Raw genomic sequence first — 16,931 nt, forward strand, 5'->3', positions numbered from 1 at the left:
ACGTCACCCGCTTTTCTTTTGATTGTATCGTTCTGTCTTGTACCATTTAACCTCCTGCTTGAACAGACGGTGCTTGATTTCCACGAATAACGAATAAATGACAAGCACGATCCATGCCTGCGAGTATGTAAAGTACATCAGAAAAACGATAAAAAAGTTTTGCCTGTTCATTTCCGTTTTTTCGATGCTCAACGTTATCATGACCTCCGTCATAAAGAGAAAGAAAGCCAAAATCCACAGGATCATCGACAAAAAGCCGACAGACAAGTGCAAATCGTAAAATAAATTAATAACAAAAATCGCATTTGACATGATCACGCCGAAGAAAAACAAAAAATACGTAAAGAAGAAATAAAACAAATCAAAGATAATCCGTTTTCGTTTCAGCTTAAAAAACTGCGATAAAAATTTCAGGACGACGTATTGGTTGCCGCGCGCCCATCTTGTCCGCTGGCGCCACCAGACCTTCCACGTTTCCGGTTCCTGCTCCCATGTAACAGCCGCCGGAAAAAAACGGATATGGTAGCCGAGGTTGTACACCCGGATCGTCAGCTCGGTATCCTCAGCCAGCGCTTTATCATCCCAGCCGCCGAGCCGTTCGATAATGCTTCTGCGGATGGCAAAATTCGTGCCGGGGATCGTGGCAATTTTGAACCATTTCCAGCGCCCGCCCTGCGCCATCCACTGAAAGCAGATCGTTTCAATGTTGATGAATTTTGTCAGCAGCGTCTTCGCCGCATTGATGACGCGGAATTTTCCCACAACGGCGCCCGCCTTCGGATCGTTCATCAGGCCGAGAACGAGGTAATAGACAGCCATTTTCTCCGGTGTGTTGTCGGCGTCATAGACGCAAATGACATCACCGTTCGATTCGGCAAAACCGCAGTTGAGAGCCGAGGATTTTCCTTTTCCGGCATGCGGCGGTTTCGTTACGACCATTTTAATAAAGTCGTATTGTCTGGAAAATTCGGTCACGATCTCACCCGTTCGGTCGGACGAATTGTCGTTTACGACGATAATCTCCAGCCTGTCCTTCGGATAATAGAGGTTCACCATCGCCTTCAGTGTCTGCCGAATCACGACCTCTTCATTATGTGCCGGGATCAGAACGCTGACCTTCGGAAGGTTCTTCACATTTTCTTTCCACTTCGGAATGTTCAGTTCGTAGGTCATGTAATGGCGGAAGCCTCCCTGCATCAGAAACATGTGATACAGCAGCATGACCCATATTAAGCTTAGCGAGGCAAAGAACAGAACATTACCCACGGCTTTTTCTCTCCTTAAAGATTCGTTTTTTTAGTGTGGCTCTCAAATAAAGGGTGTAGATAACGAACATCACCACAAACAGGAGCACAATCGCTGAGAGAATCCACAGCGCCTTTTCCAGCGGACTTTGCTGATGATGGTCGAAAAACTCCTCAACGGCATTCACCTTATTGTTAACGTGAATCGTTCCGTCTCCGTTTGTATGGATTTCCACTTTGTCCGTTTTTACGGTTTGTTTTGTTTTCTTTATATCGAGCCATTCGCTGTTCGGAATGCGTTCCATTTGATCGACAAGCTCAGGCAAATATTTCATGCCGAGATAAGGGTGGTAAAATGCTCCGGCTACCCCGCCTTCGAAATCGATCATTTGAGAAATGCGCTCATTCACGCCACCGAGCGGATTCTCGGCTGATGCATCGACATAGCCCAGCGTTTCAGGGTACAGCGTCATCCCGTGCAGCATGGCCGGCTTTGTCACGAACGGTGCCGTACCCGACGTTTTCCACGTTGTATCGCTGAGCTGAACCTGGCCGAAAATGCTTGAGAAATACTCGGAGGTGATCTGATAGCCGTGCTCTGACATCGTATAGTGAGGCGCTTCAAATCCGAGCGGATAGAGTCCTTCCGCAGTTAAATCCTCAATGGCGTGCGTCAGCTTTTGCCGTGTGTACGTTTCTTCGTTTTTTCTAAACGGCTTCAAATAGCTGTTATAGGCTGCTTCATTCGGAAAGTCCTGTGCTTTTTTTAAAATCGACGGCGGATCATCTGCATTTTGCGATGTGATCGGCTGATCAGCCTTGGCATCCCAAAATTCGAATCCTTCTCCGGTTTCGCTGTAGCGGTAAGCATGGGTATATCCGTGGACGATCACGCTTCCGCCCATGTCTTGCAGTTTTCTCAACACTTTGACAAGCTTCGGCTTATCAGACATATAGACTTTTTCGCCTGTTTCAGGGTTCACGTATACCGGGATGACAGCCAGAATAAAAGGAATATTCCTTTTATGCAGATACGAACCCGCTTGAAGCAGCAATTTTTCGTCTGCCATCGGACTGATATCCTCAAGCCGCAAGTATAAAAGCGTGCTGTCCGCTTTCTCTCCGAACGCTTGTCTCAGCTCCTTCGCCGTGAGCTGGCTGTCGTTTAACAAATTCGTTAAGCCGATGTATACGTTTGACTTGTCCGTTTTCCACATAAAAGGGTGCGTTTTCCCATCGTCGGATTGATGGGTGTACAATGCCTTCCCCTTCAGTCCCGAGACTTCGAGCACATGAAGCGCGCTTTCCAATGAAACCTCGCTTTTCTCACTGCTGCTTTTGATCTCGTACACGTTTTCTTTGCTTTTTAAGGAAAGGCCGGAAAACTGGCTGAATTGCCCGGCATTAAAGCCGATCGCAATCACGGGTTTTTTGTATGAGCCGATCAGGGATACGAGCTTCCTGCCGAGCTTTCGTTTCGTTTGGCCGTAATAGATGACGCGCATTTTGCCCGACAGGTCCGCTGCTTTGACATCCTCGTCTTTTTTGACGGTTACGCTGGATGAGAAATGGCCTGAGATCAAATCGAGCATTTTTACATGAGCCGATTCTGTTCCGTCCAACGTTGAATAGATGATAAGAATTCCGTTCTCCTTCTCTTTCGCTGCGGCGGAGTCCGGCTGATATAAAGCCGCTGCGATTATGAGCAAGGCCGCCCATAAAAGGCATATTCTTTTACAATTCATTCATCATCATCTCGTTTTCCAGTTCTTCTAAAAATTGCTCAGCCGTCTTGATATCGTTGCGATACGGCAGGTAACACACATGGAAGGTTAAGGTTACATATTTGCCGTTCTGAAGCTGATACGTTTCAAGCTGTGTTTTCAGCTTGGACAGGACGGCGGGCATATGCTCAACCGGCGTATGGGTCAGCACAATGCCGAACCGTTCTTCAGAGGGACGGAATTTCTTGTCCGTCTCCCGTACGCTTGACCTGATTTGACTGCCGACAAATTGGAAGAGCCTGTCGGTTTCTTTTTCTCCGTACAACGATTTAAACTCTTTGAAATAATGCATTTGAAGCAGCAGAAAAACAAACGAATTGCCGTACCGTTCTGCCCGTTTGATCTCTTCTGAAAGCTCAAGCTGCATTCGCTGTTTATTATCAAAACCCGTCACTCTGTCAATCGCGACAAAGCTGTTGATTTCAGACTGGAGCCGTTTGACAGAACGGTGAAGCTCTGCCGCGATATCGTGGATTCTTCCGGACATAAAGGAAAACACGATAAGCGCAATTCCCCAGATGACGAGCGTCCACAGCCCTTCTTCAGACGGAAACACGACTTGCCCCGCTTGAAAAAACATCATTAAAGTCCCGAGAACAAACAGGACGACGATGGTGCCGGACAGTGCATAGATCGGTCCGAGCCATATACCTGCTCCGATCACGGCAAAGGTGATGCAGGTGATTAAAGTCCCTTCCGATTGCTGGGTGGAGACATAAAAGATAAACAGAGAAAGGGCTGCTGCGAGCCCTATCGTATAAGCAAACAGTTGTTGTTTGTCATTGAATGATATTTTCATCGAAAAGCTTCCTTTCAGCCAGCAGCGGCAGCAGGTTGTCAAATGAGTGCGTCTCATTGCCGCTCATATATCCCCCGTAATACGTCTTGGTCGGGTCAAGAATTTCAAAATCATTCATTCTTTCATATATCGCCTTGATCACGGTGCTGTCTGCATTTTGCTTTGTTAAAAACATAATGGCTAAAGCGTAAACGGATGGGGACTCATATTGGACTGCCGGTTTTTTTGTATCCGCCAAATATCGTCCATAAAGCTTTCCGTTCGTCTGAAATTCGTGAATGATCCAATCAGCCAAAACAGCGGCATTTTCATCTCCCGGCCGCAAATGCCAAGCCGCATACAGCTGATCGATGATATTGACTTCGCTGTCATAGCTGTATTCCTTTGTTTCCGTATTGTATGTTTTCGGCAGAAAACCGTTTTTCAAAGGAGCCGAGAAAAGGATATTTTTGTTCCGCTGCAGGGTTTCTTTATCTATGATTCCGTTCTTTTTTAAGACTGATAGTGCATCAGGCATGATATACGAAAGCGTAATATCCTTAGATGCTGCCTGTGAGGCGGAATCGTAAAAATCAGTGAATACCCCGTTGTTCATGTTGTACGTTTTTAATGCGTCTCCGATTTTCTGAGCGGTTTGCTCATACTGGCTGTTTCCCCAAAGAGCGGCAGCTTGATCAAAGCTCCGCATGATTCTGAGATCATCGATCAGGGCGTTCACCCCGCTTGCTTCTCCGTTTTGAATTTCCCAAGAAACCAGGCCGTTCTTCATGAGAAAGGATTCGGTCAGACGCTGGTATTGCTCCTGAAAATGCGGGGCGTCTTTTCTGTTGACCAAAAATTCCATCCATAAGCCGAGAGATTCCGATAAGTAAACCGGCTGATCAGAGAGATCGGTTTTGATGAGCCCTTGATCATTCATTAAATGATGATAGACAAAGTACTCGGCAGGCTGTAGCGGCTCATTGGCTGCATCAGCGGCCGACCGTTTTTGGAGATTGCTTTCGGCTGTGAAGCCGCCGGCGGAAAGACCGATGAATAAACAGCATAAAATCAGACCCATCAATACATGCCTCACGGGCACATCCCTCCTGTGTCAGATCTGTGACTAATGAAATATATTATAAATGAAAAAACGAAGATTGCTATCTTTTTTGCGCCTTTTTGATTATTAAACAACGGGACTATAAGACTGATAAAAGTGGGGGATATTTGTGGAATGTCAGCATAACTAATGAGAACAAGAAAAAAAGGCGTTGTGATAACACAACACCTTTTTCCTGAATACTACTGCCCGAATCAACCAAAACCGGCGTTTTCCGTGACTTTGACCGGAATTTGGCTTACCGCCTTATGATCCGATACCTCATGGGTAGTGAGCCCCGCTGCCAGTATACCCAATAGCAAAGTGACGCCTGTCAGCTTTTTCATGAAATCGCCTCCGTTAATTTGAATATTTGATCTTTCGCATAGCACGCTTTCTCAAAGTATTTTGCTGAATGCTCATAGTTGTTTTGGTTTTTGAAGTATTTTGCACAGTTGATGGCGAGGTCGGCTACGTCTGACCAATGCTGTTTCATTTCCAGATACTTGAGGCCTTGATCGATTCTGTCTGGATCGTTTTTCTCATAAAGGGAATGTATGATGAAGAGTTTTGACTGACATTCAGTCTGCTGTTTTTTCGCAGCGCGGGCTGCAGCTTGTTGATACCACTCGCGCGCCTCGGCATACAACTCCATCTTGTACAGAACGCGGCTCAGCATATACTTCGTCCGCAAAGAAAAGACGGATTGCCTGTGTTCGGGGATGCTCAATGCTTTTTCCAGGCACCGCCTCGCTTCTTGCAGCTGATCATGGCGCTCATAGCAAATCCCCAGGTTCATGCAGGCAAGTCCGGCCGAACGGAAATCGCCGTCTGCGGACGCGCCCTCATACACCCTCTGATAAAGCGCCTCTGCTTCTTGAAACCGCTGAAGATCTACATAGTTGGCCGCGATCACCATTTTGCTTTTGAGCGTTTTGCTCGTATATTCGTCGTGTGCCTTAAACGATTCCAGCGCTTTTTCAGCATGGTTTAATGAAAAGATATTTTGTCTGATTTCATAATAGGCAATGGCCAGATGATAATGGAACTCGGCTAATTCGATTTCATCAGGGATTTTGTGGAGTGAAAGTTCAGCGATTTTATAGAAATTAATAGCGGTGATGAAGTTCTTTTTGTAAAATTCATACATTCCGCTGAAGAAATAAAAATAGTATTGAATCATGTTGTCCGTGCCGATTTCTTCCGGTGTTTTATTGATGTTTTGTAAGAGTGTCCCGGATTCCTCATACCGTTCTGTCAACAGTTTGAATCGTGAATCGATGAGGTTGAAATACAAAAGCACATCCTGATTTTCTTCCATTGCATCAAGCGTCCTTTTAATTTCTTCCCTCATGGCGGCTGCCTCGGTAATGTTGTTCTGTCTGATCAGCCCGTACCATTGATTCAAGCTGTTTCCCACTGCCTCGAACGCGATTTTTGCTGCCACTCTTCACCCTCCGTTCACCGATATGGTAACCTGCCCTACATTACCCATTTTATCATAATAATGGTATATGAATAGTTATAAATAGTACAAGTTTACTATAGTCAACATGGCATACAACTTGATTTCCTGCCGGAGCATATCTGCGCCTTCCAGCCCCCCAAAGGGCTAAAGCAGGTTGAAAAAGTCCGCCGGTCTATATATGATTGTATGAAGCGATAACGATAGGGGAGGCTTGTGATGGACAGGGAAAAACAGCAATTGAGCATTGAAGCTGCCAGGCTTTACTATCAGTCCGATTACAGCCAGCAGCAGATCGCCGAACAGCTTCAAATTTCAAGGCCGACGGTATCCAGGCTGCTCCAATTTGCAAAAGAAAAGGGGTATGTCCAGATCCGCATCGTCGATCCGTTTGAGGATATGGGCGCACTCGGGGCGATGCTGGAGGAGAAATACGGGCTCCTTGAGGCGCATGTCGTCTTTTCTCCGACTGAGGATGATTCGACCATCACGCACTACCTCAGCCGCTATGGTGCGGAATATATGCACGATACCGTTAATGACGGCGACATCGTCGGGGTCAGCTGGGGAATGACAATGTACCAAATCGCACAGCACCTCGAAGCCAAACACGTAAAAGGCGTAGAGGTCGTCCAGCTGAAAGGCGGTATCAGCCACTCACAAGTCAATACATATTCGGCAGAAACGATTCAGCTGTTTGCCGAGTCCTTTCAAACCATGCCGAGGTATCTCCCGCTCCCGGTTGTGTTTGATAACGCCGAGGTCAAACAGATGGTGGAGCAGGACCGCCATATCAAACGTATTATTGAGATGGGCAAACAGGCAAACATCGCGCTTTTTACGGTTGGAACGGTTCGCGACGAAGCGCTGCTGTTCAGGCTGGGCTATTTCAGCGAGGACGAAATCACACTGCTCCAAACGCAGGGTGTCGGCGACATTTGCTCCCGCTTTTTTGACGCTGACGGAAACATTTGCAGCGAAGCCATCGACTCCCGGACGATCGGTGTGGAACTGGCTGATCTAAGGCAAAAAGAAAAATCAATCCTCGTCGCCGGCGGCATCAGAAAAGCGGCTGCCATTCACGGAGCGCTCAAAGGAAAGTATGCCAATGTGCTGATTATCGATCAGCATACGGCAAAGGAACTGCTAAAAGGGGAGGAAGATTAAACCTTTTTCCGGGGTATTTCCCATTGAACAAAATTTCATATCGTAATTTACATTTGTTCAAAAATCAGTTATGCTGAAACTATCATAGAACAAAGGAAGTGCTCGTATATGACGATTGCAAAACGAATTGATCATACAGCATTGAAACCGCATACAACAAGATCAGACATCAAAAAATTAATAGAGGAAGCGAAAGCATATCAATTCGCTTCAGTCTGCGTCAATCCGACATGGGTCGAATTTGCCGCTAAAGAATTGGCCGGTACCGGCATTGACGTTTGTACCGTCATCGGCTTTCCGCTCGGAGCCAACACAACTGAAACAAAGGCATTTGAGACGAAAGACGCCATCGCAAAAGGCGCGACAGAGGTCGACATGGTCATCAACATCGCCGCTCTAAAAGACGGTGACGACGAATTGGCCGAAGCCGATATCCGCGGTGTCGTAGAAGCGGCAGCCGGTAAAGCCCTCGTCAAAGTCATCATTGAAACATGCCTTTTGACAGATGAAGAAAAAGAGCGCGCATGCCGTTTGGCAGTTGCGGCGGGAGCAGATTTCGTAAAAACGTCAACAGGATTCTCAACAGGCGGCGCAACGGAGGAAGACATCGCATTAATGCGTAAAACCGTCGGACCTGACATCGGCGTGAAAGCATCCGGGGGCATCAGAACGAAAGAGGATGTTGAAAAAATGATCGAAGCGGGAGCAAGCCGCATCGGCGCAAGCGCAGGGGTTTCAATTGTCGGCGGTGAAGCCGGAAAAAATGAAGATAATTATTGATATCATATGAGAGCGGGGAGCTTTTAAGCTTCCCGCAGAATATTGAAGATATATTTGTACAAAATTGTAAGCGAATACAATTTCAGGAGGACGCAACATGAAGTTTTTAATTGGGATCGCAGGATTAATCGTATTCTTGGCCCTTGCATGGGTGGCATCTAGTGCGAAAAACCGGGTGAAGTACCGCCCTGTCATCGTCATGATTGTTCTGCAGTTTGTGTTAGGGTATGTTTTGCTGAATACGGGTGTCGGTAATTATCTTGTCGGCGGTTTTGCCAAAGGCTTTGGCTATCTCCTTCAATATGCCGGAGAAGGGGTAAACTTTGTTTTCGGCGGGCTGGTGAATGTGAATGAATCTACATTCTTCATGAATGTTCTCCTCCCTATCGTGTTTATTTCGGCTTTAATCGGAATTCTTCAATATTGGAAAATACTCCCGTTTATTATCAAGTATCTTGGGCTTGCGCTCAGCAAAGTAAACGGAATGGGAAAACTGGAATCATTCAATGCGGTTGCGTCAGCGATTTTGGGTCAATCTGAAGTGTTTATTTCTTTAAAAAAGCAATTAGGCGGACTTTCTAAACAGCGCCTCTACACATTGTGCGCTTCAGCAATGTCTACGGTGTCCATGTCAATCGTCGGTTCCTACATGATGATGCTGAAGCCGGAATACGTCGTAACCGCCCTTGTCCTGAACTTATTCGGCGGATTTATTATTGCTTCCATTATTAATCCTTATGAGGTGACAGAGGAAGATGATGTCGCAGAGACGGTAGAAGGGGAAAAACAGTCCTTCTTCGAAATGCTCGGCGAATACATCATGGACGGCTTTAAAGTGGCGATCGTCGTGGCAGCTATGCTGATCGGATTCGTTGCCATTATCGCTATGATTAACGGTATTTTCAATGCGGTTTTAGGCATATCCTTCCAACAACTGCTCGGGTACGTATTTGCTCCATTTGCTTTCTTAATGGGTATTCCATGGAACGAAGCAGTTAATGCAGGGAGCATCATGGCAACGAAAATGGTGTCGAACGAATTTGTCGCTATGCAGTCGCTTGCACAAGGCCATTTTGGTTTCAGCGGCCGCACGGAAGCGATTGTCTCCGTCTTCCTTGTCTCTTTCGCGAACTTCTCATCAATCGGCATCATTGCCGGCGCGGTGAAAGGTTTGAATGAAAAACAGGGGAATGTCGTCGCCCGTTTCGGATTAAAATTGTTGTACGGTGCAACACTCGTTAGTTTCTTGTCAGCGACAGTCGTCGGTTTGATTTACTGAACATTATAGAAAAGGATCGGTGATGATCATGAGAATGGTCGATATCATTACGAAAAAGCAGAGCGGTCAAGAGCTGTCTACGGAAGAAATCAACTTCTTCGTTAACGGCTATACGGACGGCAGCATTCCCGACTACCAAGCCAGCGCGCTGGCTATGGCGATCTATTTTCAGGATATGACAGACAGAGAGCGTGCTGATTTAACGATGGCAATGGTCAACTCCGGGGAGACGATTGATCTTTCCGCCATCGAAGGCATCAAGGTCGACAAACACTCAACCGGAGGCGTCGGCGACACGACGACGCTCGTCCTTGCGCCGCTAGTCGCAGCTCTTGATGTACCGGTTGCCAAAATGTCAGGACGCGGACTCGGACATACGGGAGGAACGATTGACAAGCTGGAAGCGATTGAAGGGTTCCACGTGGAACTTTCGAAAGACGAATTCATAAAGCTTGTGAACCGCGACAAGGTCGCCGTCATCGGGCAAAGCGGTAACTTGACTCCTGCCGATAAAAAGCTGTACGCCCTTCGCGATGTCACGGGAACGGTTAATTCTATCCCGCTGATCGCGAGCTCGATCATGAGCAAAAAAATCGCCGCCGGGGCGGACGCCATCGTCCTCGACGTGAAAACAGGTGCAGGCGCCTTCATGAAAACGGAAGAAGACGCCGTCAACCTTGCAAAAGCGATGGTTCGCATCGGCAACAATGTCGGCCGCCAAACGATGGCAGTCATCTCCGACATGTCCCAGCCGCTTGGATATGCAATCGGAAACGCCCTTGAGGTGAAAGAAGCGATCGACACGTTAAAAGGCGAAGGTCCTGAAGATCTGCATGAGCTCGTCTTAACGCTTGGCAGTCAAATGGTCGTCCTCGCCAAAAAAGCGGACACACTTGATGAAGCCAGAGAAAAATTAATCGAGGTCATGAAAAACGGCAAAGCGCTGCAAAAATTCAAAGACTTTCTGCAAAACCAAGGCGGCGACAGCTCTGTCGCAGATGACCCGTTAAAACTGCCGCAGGCCGCTTATAAAATTGACGTCCCTGCAAAAGAAGCAGGCGTCGTCTCAGAGATTGTCGCCGATCAAATCGGAGTCGCAGCCATGCTGTTAGGCGCCGGCCGCGCAACAAAAGAAGACACGATTGACCTCGCAGTCGGCATCATGCTCCGCAAAAAAGTCGGCGACCGGGTTGAAAAAGGCGAACCGCTTGTCACGCTTCACGCCAACCGCGAGAACGTCGATGATGTCGTTGTAAAAGTGTATGAAAATATCCGGATCGCAGAAAAATCGGAAGCGCCGAAGCTGGTGCATACGGTGATTACGGAATAGAGAAATGGGAAGCAGCACATGCCCTGTGGGTGTGTGCTGTTTTTATATTCAATGGGCCTTTTTTCTTATTTACCTGTTTTAATCTTTCTTGTAGCATGAAATAGGTCTTAGGTGTCATCTTTTTACATGGACGGAAAGGTATAGATAAATAGGGGGTTTTTTAAAACGTGGCCAAACGCATCCTGGTATCTTCTGGTATTAGTGTTTTAATCTTTATTATTGTTGGTATATTCTCGCTTATTCTATATGCCGTACTGTCGTTTTTTTTCATGCAATCTTTTTCGACGGGAGAGCCTTCCCAGGATGAAGCGCTGGGATGGGGATATTTGGGTTTGTTGTTTATTTCATTCATACTGGCAATTTTGACAGGTATAATTGGCGGAATCATTTCCTTTTGTATATGTTTTAAAAAATTCAGGAAATGAAGTAGTTAAAAGGGAACTGCCGGAAAATCCGGCGTTTTTAAAAACGAATATTTTGAGAAAATCGCGGATGAATTTTTTGATTTATAGAAGAAAGGGTTCTTGCCTGTGTGCTCTTTCAGAAAAAGCTTCTTTTTTTGGCTTAGAAGCAATGCAGTTCTTTTGTGTCACTTCTGCTGACGAATTTTCCATGCTGGAATAAACATCATGTTTTTCTGAATGCTTTTTATTTTACTTTCTTTGTGCCCGGTTGTACATGAAATGGGCTGGTACCCTTTTCCAAGTTGATTGCTTTACATTTCATTGACTGTCAACTTGATAATGGCGATTGCTCCTTGATGAGTAATAAAAATTCACCAATGCAAAATAGATGGGTAAAGGATTTTCTACGCTATTTCTTATTTATAGCTTGGGCAATCAATTATGAAGTTCAGGTTGTTTTAGCCCGCCTTCTTTTTTTGTACTACAGCGTCTCCTGGTTCATTTTTGAGAACTTTTGATACAGTACAGTTTTAAGGGCTGCGTTTATTACAGCCTCTTTTTCATGTCTTTTTGAAATCAAGGATCATTAGCGTATAATCACATTCATAACACCATCATTCACTGGAAATCATATGACCAAAAGGAGTTCATTCATGAGCAAAGCCAGTTTTAGAGACTATGCATTAAGCGGTGAAATTACGAAAGCGCTCGATCATTTAGGGTATAGGCAGCCGACTGTGGTGCAGAGCAAAGTGATTCCCGAGTCGCTTAAGAAGCGGGATGTTGTGGTGAAATCGCAGACGGGGAGCGGGAAGACGGCCGCGTTCGGAATACCGCTTTGCGAACTGACCGAATGGGAAGAGAACAAACCCCAAGCCCTGATTTTGACACCGACGCGCGAGCTTGCCGCTCAGGTTAAAGAGGATTTGACTAATATCGGCCGCTATAAAAGAATAAAAGCAGCGGCTGTTTACGGGAAGTCGTCCTTTGAACGGCAAAAAACGGAGCTCAGCCAAAAATGCCATATCGTTGTCGGGACGCCGGGCCGTGTATTGGACCACATGAAAAAAGGAACCTTTCCATTAGAAAAACTGAAATGCCTTGTCATCGATGAGGCTGATGAAATGCTGAACATGGGATTTATCGATCAAGTGGGAGCGATCATCCGCCATTTGCCAGAAGAAAGGATGACGATGCTGTTTTCAGCGACGTTTCCTGAGGATGTGGAGAATCTTTCCCTTCAATATATGAAAGCCCCTTTGAAAATCGAGATTAAAGCAAGCGGTATGACAACCGCAGACATCGAGCATCAACTGATCATTGTAAATGAAAATGATACATTTTTACTGTTAGTGGATATGTTGATTGTTGAGAACCCGGACAGCTGCATCTTGTTTTGCCGCACACAGGAGCATGTGAATGAGCTGCATCGGCGTTTAGCCGGTTTGGGTTATCCCTGCGCGAAAATTCACGGCGGTATGCCCCAGGAGGAACGTTTTGCTGTTATGAACCGATTTAGAAGGGGAGATTTTCGCTATTTAATCGCCACAGACGTGGCTGCGAGAGGCATCGATATTGAGGACGTCACACATGTGATCAACTATGAGCTGCCATTAGATAAAGAAAGCTATGTGCATCGTACCGGAAGAACAGGCCGAGCCGGCAGGCGGGGAAAAGCGATTACTTTCTCCAGTCCGCGTGAAAAGAGGATGATCGCTGAAATTGAAGATTATATTGGATTTTCCATTCCTGTCATTCAGGCGCCGTCAAAAGAAGAAATTGCGCGGGCAAAAGAAGCGTTTCTAAAGAAAATCAATACGAAACCGGAGCTCAAAAAGGACAAGAGCGAACCGTTAAATAAGGAAATCATGAGGCTCTACTTTAACGGGGGAAAAAAGAAGAAGCTGAGAGCCGTTGATTTCGTAGGAACGATTGCTAAAATCGACGGAGTATCCGCAGAGGATATCGGTATTATTACGATACAGGAGCAAGGTTCATTTGTTGAAATTTTAAACGGCAAAGGTCCGCTCGTCTTAGACGCGATGAAAAAAACGACTGTGAAAGGGAAATTACTGAAAGTGCATAAAGCAAGGAAATAATCTCAGGCTGCCGACTTTGTCGGGAGCTTTTTTGCTCGTAATAAACCTTGGATAAGCAGCATATGATGGATTGTCAAAAAATGAAAGTGCTCCAAAAGAGAGGAGAACAAATGAAGATGAGAAAGTGTTTCATCCAAAACCTGGTGTTGTTTTTCATCATTGCTGCTTGTTTCGCACCAAACCAAGCTTCTGCACAAACTCAAAAACCTGTTTTTTCAGAAGTCACGGTTCATGATCCATCCATTATTAAAGCGAATGGCACGTACTATGTCTTCGGTTCCCATTTAGCTTCGGCCAAATCGACGGACCTTATGAATTGGACGCAAATTTCCTCGAGTGTTCACGACGGCAATCCCCTGATTCCGAATGTATATGAGGAATTAAAAGAAACGTTTGAGTGGGCGGAGACGGATACGCTGTGGGCCGCTGATGTCACCCAGCTTGAGGACGGCAAATTTTATATGTATTATAACGCCTGCCGCGGGGATTCCCCGAGATCGGCTCTCGGCCTTGCCGTCGCGGACGACATTGAAGGCCCGTACAAAAACAAAGGCGTCTTTTTAAAATCGGGAATGGACGGAATCAGCAATGACGGCACCCCGTATGACGCGACAAAGCATCCGAATGTCGTTGACCCGCATACATTCTTCGATAAAGACGGTAAGCTGTGGATGGTCTACGGCTCCTATTCGGGTGGTATTTTTATTTTGGAAATGGATCGGAAAACCGGGTTCCCTCTTCCGAATCAGGGGTACGGAAAAAAACTGATCGGCGGCAACCACAGCCGGATTGAAGGCGCATACATTCTCTACAATCCTGAAACAAAATACTATTACATGTACATGTCCTTCGGCGGACTCGCCGCTGACGGCGGGTACAACATCCGCGTCTTACGCTCCAAAAACCCTTACGGCCCATACTATGATGCAGAAGGCCATCCGATGATCGACGTGCGCGGCAAAGAAGGAACTCTTTTTGATGACCGCTCAATCGAACCGTACGGCGTCAAGCTCATGGGGAATTTTCTGTTTAAAAATCAAAGCGGATCAGACGCCGGCTACGTCTCACCGGGCCATAACTCCGCCTATTACGATGAAAAAAGCGGCAGGTCTTATCTGATTTTCCATACGCGTTTTCCGGGAAGGGGAGAGGAACACGAAGTCCGCGTCCATCAGATGTTCATGAACAAAAACGGCTGGCCCGTTGTCGCGCCTCACCGCTACGCGGGAGAGAAGCTCATGAAGGTAAAAAAATCGAAGATGATCGGGAACTACAAATTGGTGCGGCACGGAAAAGACATCTCCTCAGACATCAAGGAATCATCCGACATCCGCTTGAATCAGAACGGCAAAGTATCCGGCGCAGTGTCCGGCACATGGAAGAAGACCGGGCATAACAGGATTGAGCTGACGCTGGACGGAAAGCGGTATGACGGTGTGTTCTTAAGGCAGTGGGATACAGGGACCGAGAGGAAAGTGATGACGTTTAGCGCGTTGTCTCGTGAAGGTGATGCGGTTTGGGGGAGCGGGATGTAGGAGAGTGTGATTGTAACATATGAGGCATATACCAGGACGATAATAAAACCGCCTTTTAAAGCCGGGATAAAAATCTCGGCTTTTGCTATAACCCTTTCATTTTGACTAATCCTTTCCAATTCGTTAAGATGAACATAAATTGTTCACTAAGTGTAATAACCAAAAAGGACTGAGGCACAATGTGTACGAGTGTGACGTTGACGACTGCAGATCAGGTGCATCTATTGGCAAGAACGATGGATTTTACTTTTCAGCTGGACGGAGAGGTGCTGTTGCATCCGCGCATGTATCAATGGATGAGTGAAGCTGACGGCAGGGAACATAGGGGGCCATACGCGTTTATCGGAATGGGCCGGCAGTTTAAAAACGCTTTGTTTGCCGACGGTGTGAACGAAAAAGGCCTATCGTGCGCTGCGCTTTACTTCCCAGGTTATGCTGTGTATGAAAAAGAACCAAAGGATAACCATGATAACATCGCGCCGCATGAATTTGTGACATGGGTGTTGTCGAACTGCGCCAGCCTGGAGGATGTGAAGGCTGCGTTGTCTTCTCTTGCGATTGTGGAGAGAGAGGTTAAGCTGCTCGGTACGGTTACGCCGCTGCACTGGATATTGTCGGACCGTTCCGGACGGAGCATCGTTGTCGAACCGGCGGCAGACGGCATTCAGGTTCATGATAATCCTGTCGGCGTAATGACGAACAGCCCTGAATTTACGTGGCATTTGACCAATTTGAGAAATTACATCGGGCTGCGGCCCGGGCAGTGTACTGCTAAAAAATTGGGTGAACTGACGTTGTCGGCTTTTGGCGAAGGATCGGGTTTGGCCGGATTACCGGGAGATTTCACTCCGCCTTCCCGCTTTGTGAGGACGGCCTATTTGAAAGAACATATGAAACCTGTCTCAAGTGAAACAGAGGGAGTGTCTGCGGCTTTTCATATTCTTTCAAATATGAATATACCGAAAGGCATCGTCATCACGGAACAGGGAGAAGATGACTATACACAATACACGGCGGCGATGTGCAGCCATTCGGGGAGCTATTATTACCATCATTATCAAAACCGGCAGATTCAGAAGGTTTGCCTGTTTCAAGAAGACCTTGACCGGAAGGAGCTCAAATCGTTTCCGGCAAATGCTGAAGAGGCGATCCACTCACTTCAATCATAATACGAAAGAAGGAACAACATGCAAAACAAAGCAGCAAACAGTCTCACTTTATTGGGAATAGGATTGCATATTATGTACTGGTTCGGCATTTTATACGTCTTCCTGCGCGTCAAAAGCAGGTGGTTTGATTCTTACACCGTTTGGAATCCGGATGTCGTGAGCGGATCCACGCAGTCTGACACTTTCGTGGATATGCTGAGAGCGATGATTTATTCGGGGACATTGTTTAATTGGTTCTGTTTTTTTCTTTTGATCATGTTGATCGTCATTTTAGTGCAGTCGCTTGTTTTTATTGCCCTGGAAATCACCGCGTATATCAAAATCAGAAAAAACCCGTTTTCTGCGTGGGGTTCTTTTATTTTGGCGATGGGCATTAAAAACATCTTTACGAATACATCCGGAATTCCGTTTCTCATTGCAGGCTTTCTCCTTCATAAACAGCAAAAGGAACCGCAGGAACCTGAAACAAAGGCTGTGCGCCGCAAGAACAGAAGAAGGGCTTCCGCATTCAGCAAACGAAAAGCAGCAGCGGTGAAAAAACGGAGAAATCTAGGAATAAAGTCTTGATAGAAAATGAGATTTGCAGGTGAACCAAGCAGGGAAAAAGCCGCCGAACGCCGGTTTTACAGGGTGACGGCGGCTTCTACGGTTTTATGTGACAATTGTAATGAAAGCGTTGACATAAACATAGGCAGGTGCTACAGTATAGATACAAACTAATATCAGCAAGTTCTTAAGGATTGTTACTGCTTTAGCAGGCAAAACCTAAGTTACGAGAGTATTTTCGGGATATTG

At 46.4% G+C, this 16,931-nt stretch carries 15 protein-coding genes; 9 read left to right on the forward strand and 6 right to left on the reverse strand.

The features are described 5' to 3' along the window. Positions 1 to 3 precede the first annotated feature (3 nt). The 6 genes from AB447_RS20180 to AB447_RS20200 all read right to left on the reverse strand — a co-directional run bounded on the left by AB447_RS20180 (position 4) and on the right by AB447_RS20200 (position 6,355). Positions 4 to 1,266, reverse strand: a complete 1,263-nt coding sequence (locus AB447_RS20180; protein WP_046130519.1) for a glycosyltransferase family 2 protein — start codon at positions 1,264 to 1,266, stop codon at positions 4 to 6. Next, a complete protein-coding gene (locus tag AB447_RS20185; protein ID WP_048354204.1) occupies positions 1,259 to 2,989 on the reverse strand; it encodes a DUF2334 domain-containing protein in 1,731 nt (576 codons plus the stop codon). The genes AB447_RS20180 and AB447_RS20185 overlap by 8 nt, the downstream gene beginning before the upstream one ends. After that, the gene (locus AB447_RS20190) at positions 2,979 to 3,827 is read right to left on the reverse strand and encodes a diguanylate cyclase domain-containing protein (protein ID WP_048354205.1); all 849 of its coding nucleotides are present in this window, start codon (positions 3,825 to 3,827) and stop codon (positions 2,979 to 2,981) included. Before AB447_RS20190 ends, AB447_RS20185 begins: the two co-directional genes overlap by 11 nt. Further along, entirely contained in the window at positions 3,808 to 4,902 is a 1,095-nt protein-coding gene (locus tag AB447_RS20195; RefSeq protein WP_048354206.1) for a hypothetical protein, read from the reverse strand. The genes AB447_RS20190 and AB447_RS20195 overlap by 20 nt, the downstream gene beginning before the upstream one ends. A gap of 221 nt (positions 4,903 to 5,123) precedes the next feature. Beyond that, entirely contained in the window at positions 5,124 to 5,255 is a 132-nt protein-coding gene (locus AB447_RS27305) for a hypothetical protein (RefSeq protein ID WP_269082038.1), read from the reverse strand. After that, positions 5,252 to 6,355: a response regulator aspartate phosphatase gene (locus AB447_RS20200; RefSeq protein WP_048354207.1), complete on the reverse strand. Its 1,104-nt coding sequence runs from the start codon at positions 6,353 to 6,355 to the stop codon at positions 5,252 to 5,254. Before AB447_RS20200 ends, AB447_RS27305 begins: the two co-directional genes overlap by 4 nt. A 237-nt stretch (positions 6,356 to 6,592) precedes the next feature. Here AB447_RS20200 and AB447_RS20205 point away from each other — a divergent pair, with 237 nt between their 5' ends. The 9 genes from AB447_RS20205 (at position 6,593) to AB447_RS20245 (ending at position 16,703) form a co-directional block, all read left to right on the forward strand. After that, the gene (locus tag AB447_RS20205) at positions 6,593 to 7,540 is read left to right on the forward strand and encodes a sugar-binding transcriptional regulator (RefSeq protein WP_048354208.1); all 948 of its coding nucleotides are present in this window, start codon (positions 6,593 to 6,595) and stop codon (positions 7,538 to 7,540) included. Between the two features lie 108 nt (positions 7,541 to 7,648). Further along, positions 7,649 to 8,320 carry a deoxyribose-phosphate aldolase gene (gene deoC / locus AB447_RS20210; protein WP_048354209.1) on the forward strand — a complete coding sequence of 224 codons (672 nt, stop codon included), beginning with the start codon at positions 7,649 to 7,651 and terminating at the stop codon, positions 8,318 to 8,320. Between the two features lie 97 nt (positions 8,321 to 8,417). Next, positions 8,418 to 9,599 (forward strand): NupC/NupG family nucleoside CNT transporter, encoded by a 1,182-nt coding sequence (locus AB447_RS20215; protein ID WP_048354210.1) that lies wholly within the window; start codon positions 8,418 to 8,420, stop codon positions 9,597 to 9,599. 28 nt (positions 9,600 to 9,627) lie between these two features. Then, positions 9,628 to 10,929 (forward strand): pyrimidine-nucleoside phosphorylase, encoded by a 1,302-nt coding sequence (locus tag AB447_RS20220; protein WP_048354278.1) that lies wholly within the window; start codon positions 9,628 to 9,630, stop codon positions 10,927 to 10,929. 167 nt (positions 10,930 to 11,096) lie between these two features. Then, positions 11,097 to 11,354, forward strand: coding sequence for a hypothetical protein (locus AB447_RS25960; RefSeq protein WP_156416011.1), 258 nt, complete (start codon positions 11,097 to 11,099; stop codon positions 11,352 to 11,354). A 632-nt stretch (positions 11,355 to 11,986) separates the two neighbouring features. After that, the gene (locus tag AB447_RS20230) at positions 11,987 to 13,432 is read left to right on the forward strand and encodes a DEAD/DEAH box helicase (protein ID WP_057957729.1); all 1,446 of its coding nucleotides are present in this window, start codon (positions 11,987 to 11,989) and stop codon (positions 13,430 to 13,432) included. 110 nt (positions 13,433 to 13,542) lie between these two features. Continuing rightward, a complete protein-coding gene (locus AB447_RS20235; protein WP_048354212.1) occupies positions 13,543 to 14,967 on the forward strand; it encodes an arabinan endo-1,5-alpha-L-arabinosidase AbnB in 1,425 nt (474 codons plus the stop codon). A gap of 179 nt (positions 14,968 to 15,146) precedes the next feature. Then, a complete protein-coding gene (locus AB447_RS20240; RefSeq protein ID WP_048406477.1) occupies positions 15,147 to 16,136 on the forward strand; it encodes a choloylglycine hydrolase family protein in 990 nt (329 codons plus the stop codon). 18 nt (positions 16,137 to 16,154) lie between these two features. Beyond that, on the forward strand, positions 16,155 to 16,703 hold the full coding sequence (locus AB447_RS20245; RefSeq protein ID WP_048354213.1) for a hypothetical protein: 549 nt from the start codon (positions 16,155 to 16,157) through the stop codon (positions 16,701 to 16,703). The last annotated feature ends 228 nt before the right edge of the window (positions 16,704 to 16,931 follow it).

The sequence above is a fragment of the Bacillus glycinifermentans genome (assembly GCF_001042475.2).
GTDB classification, from domain to species: Bacteria; Bacillota; Bacilli; order Bacillales; family Bacillaceae; genus Bacillus; species Bacillus glycinifermentans.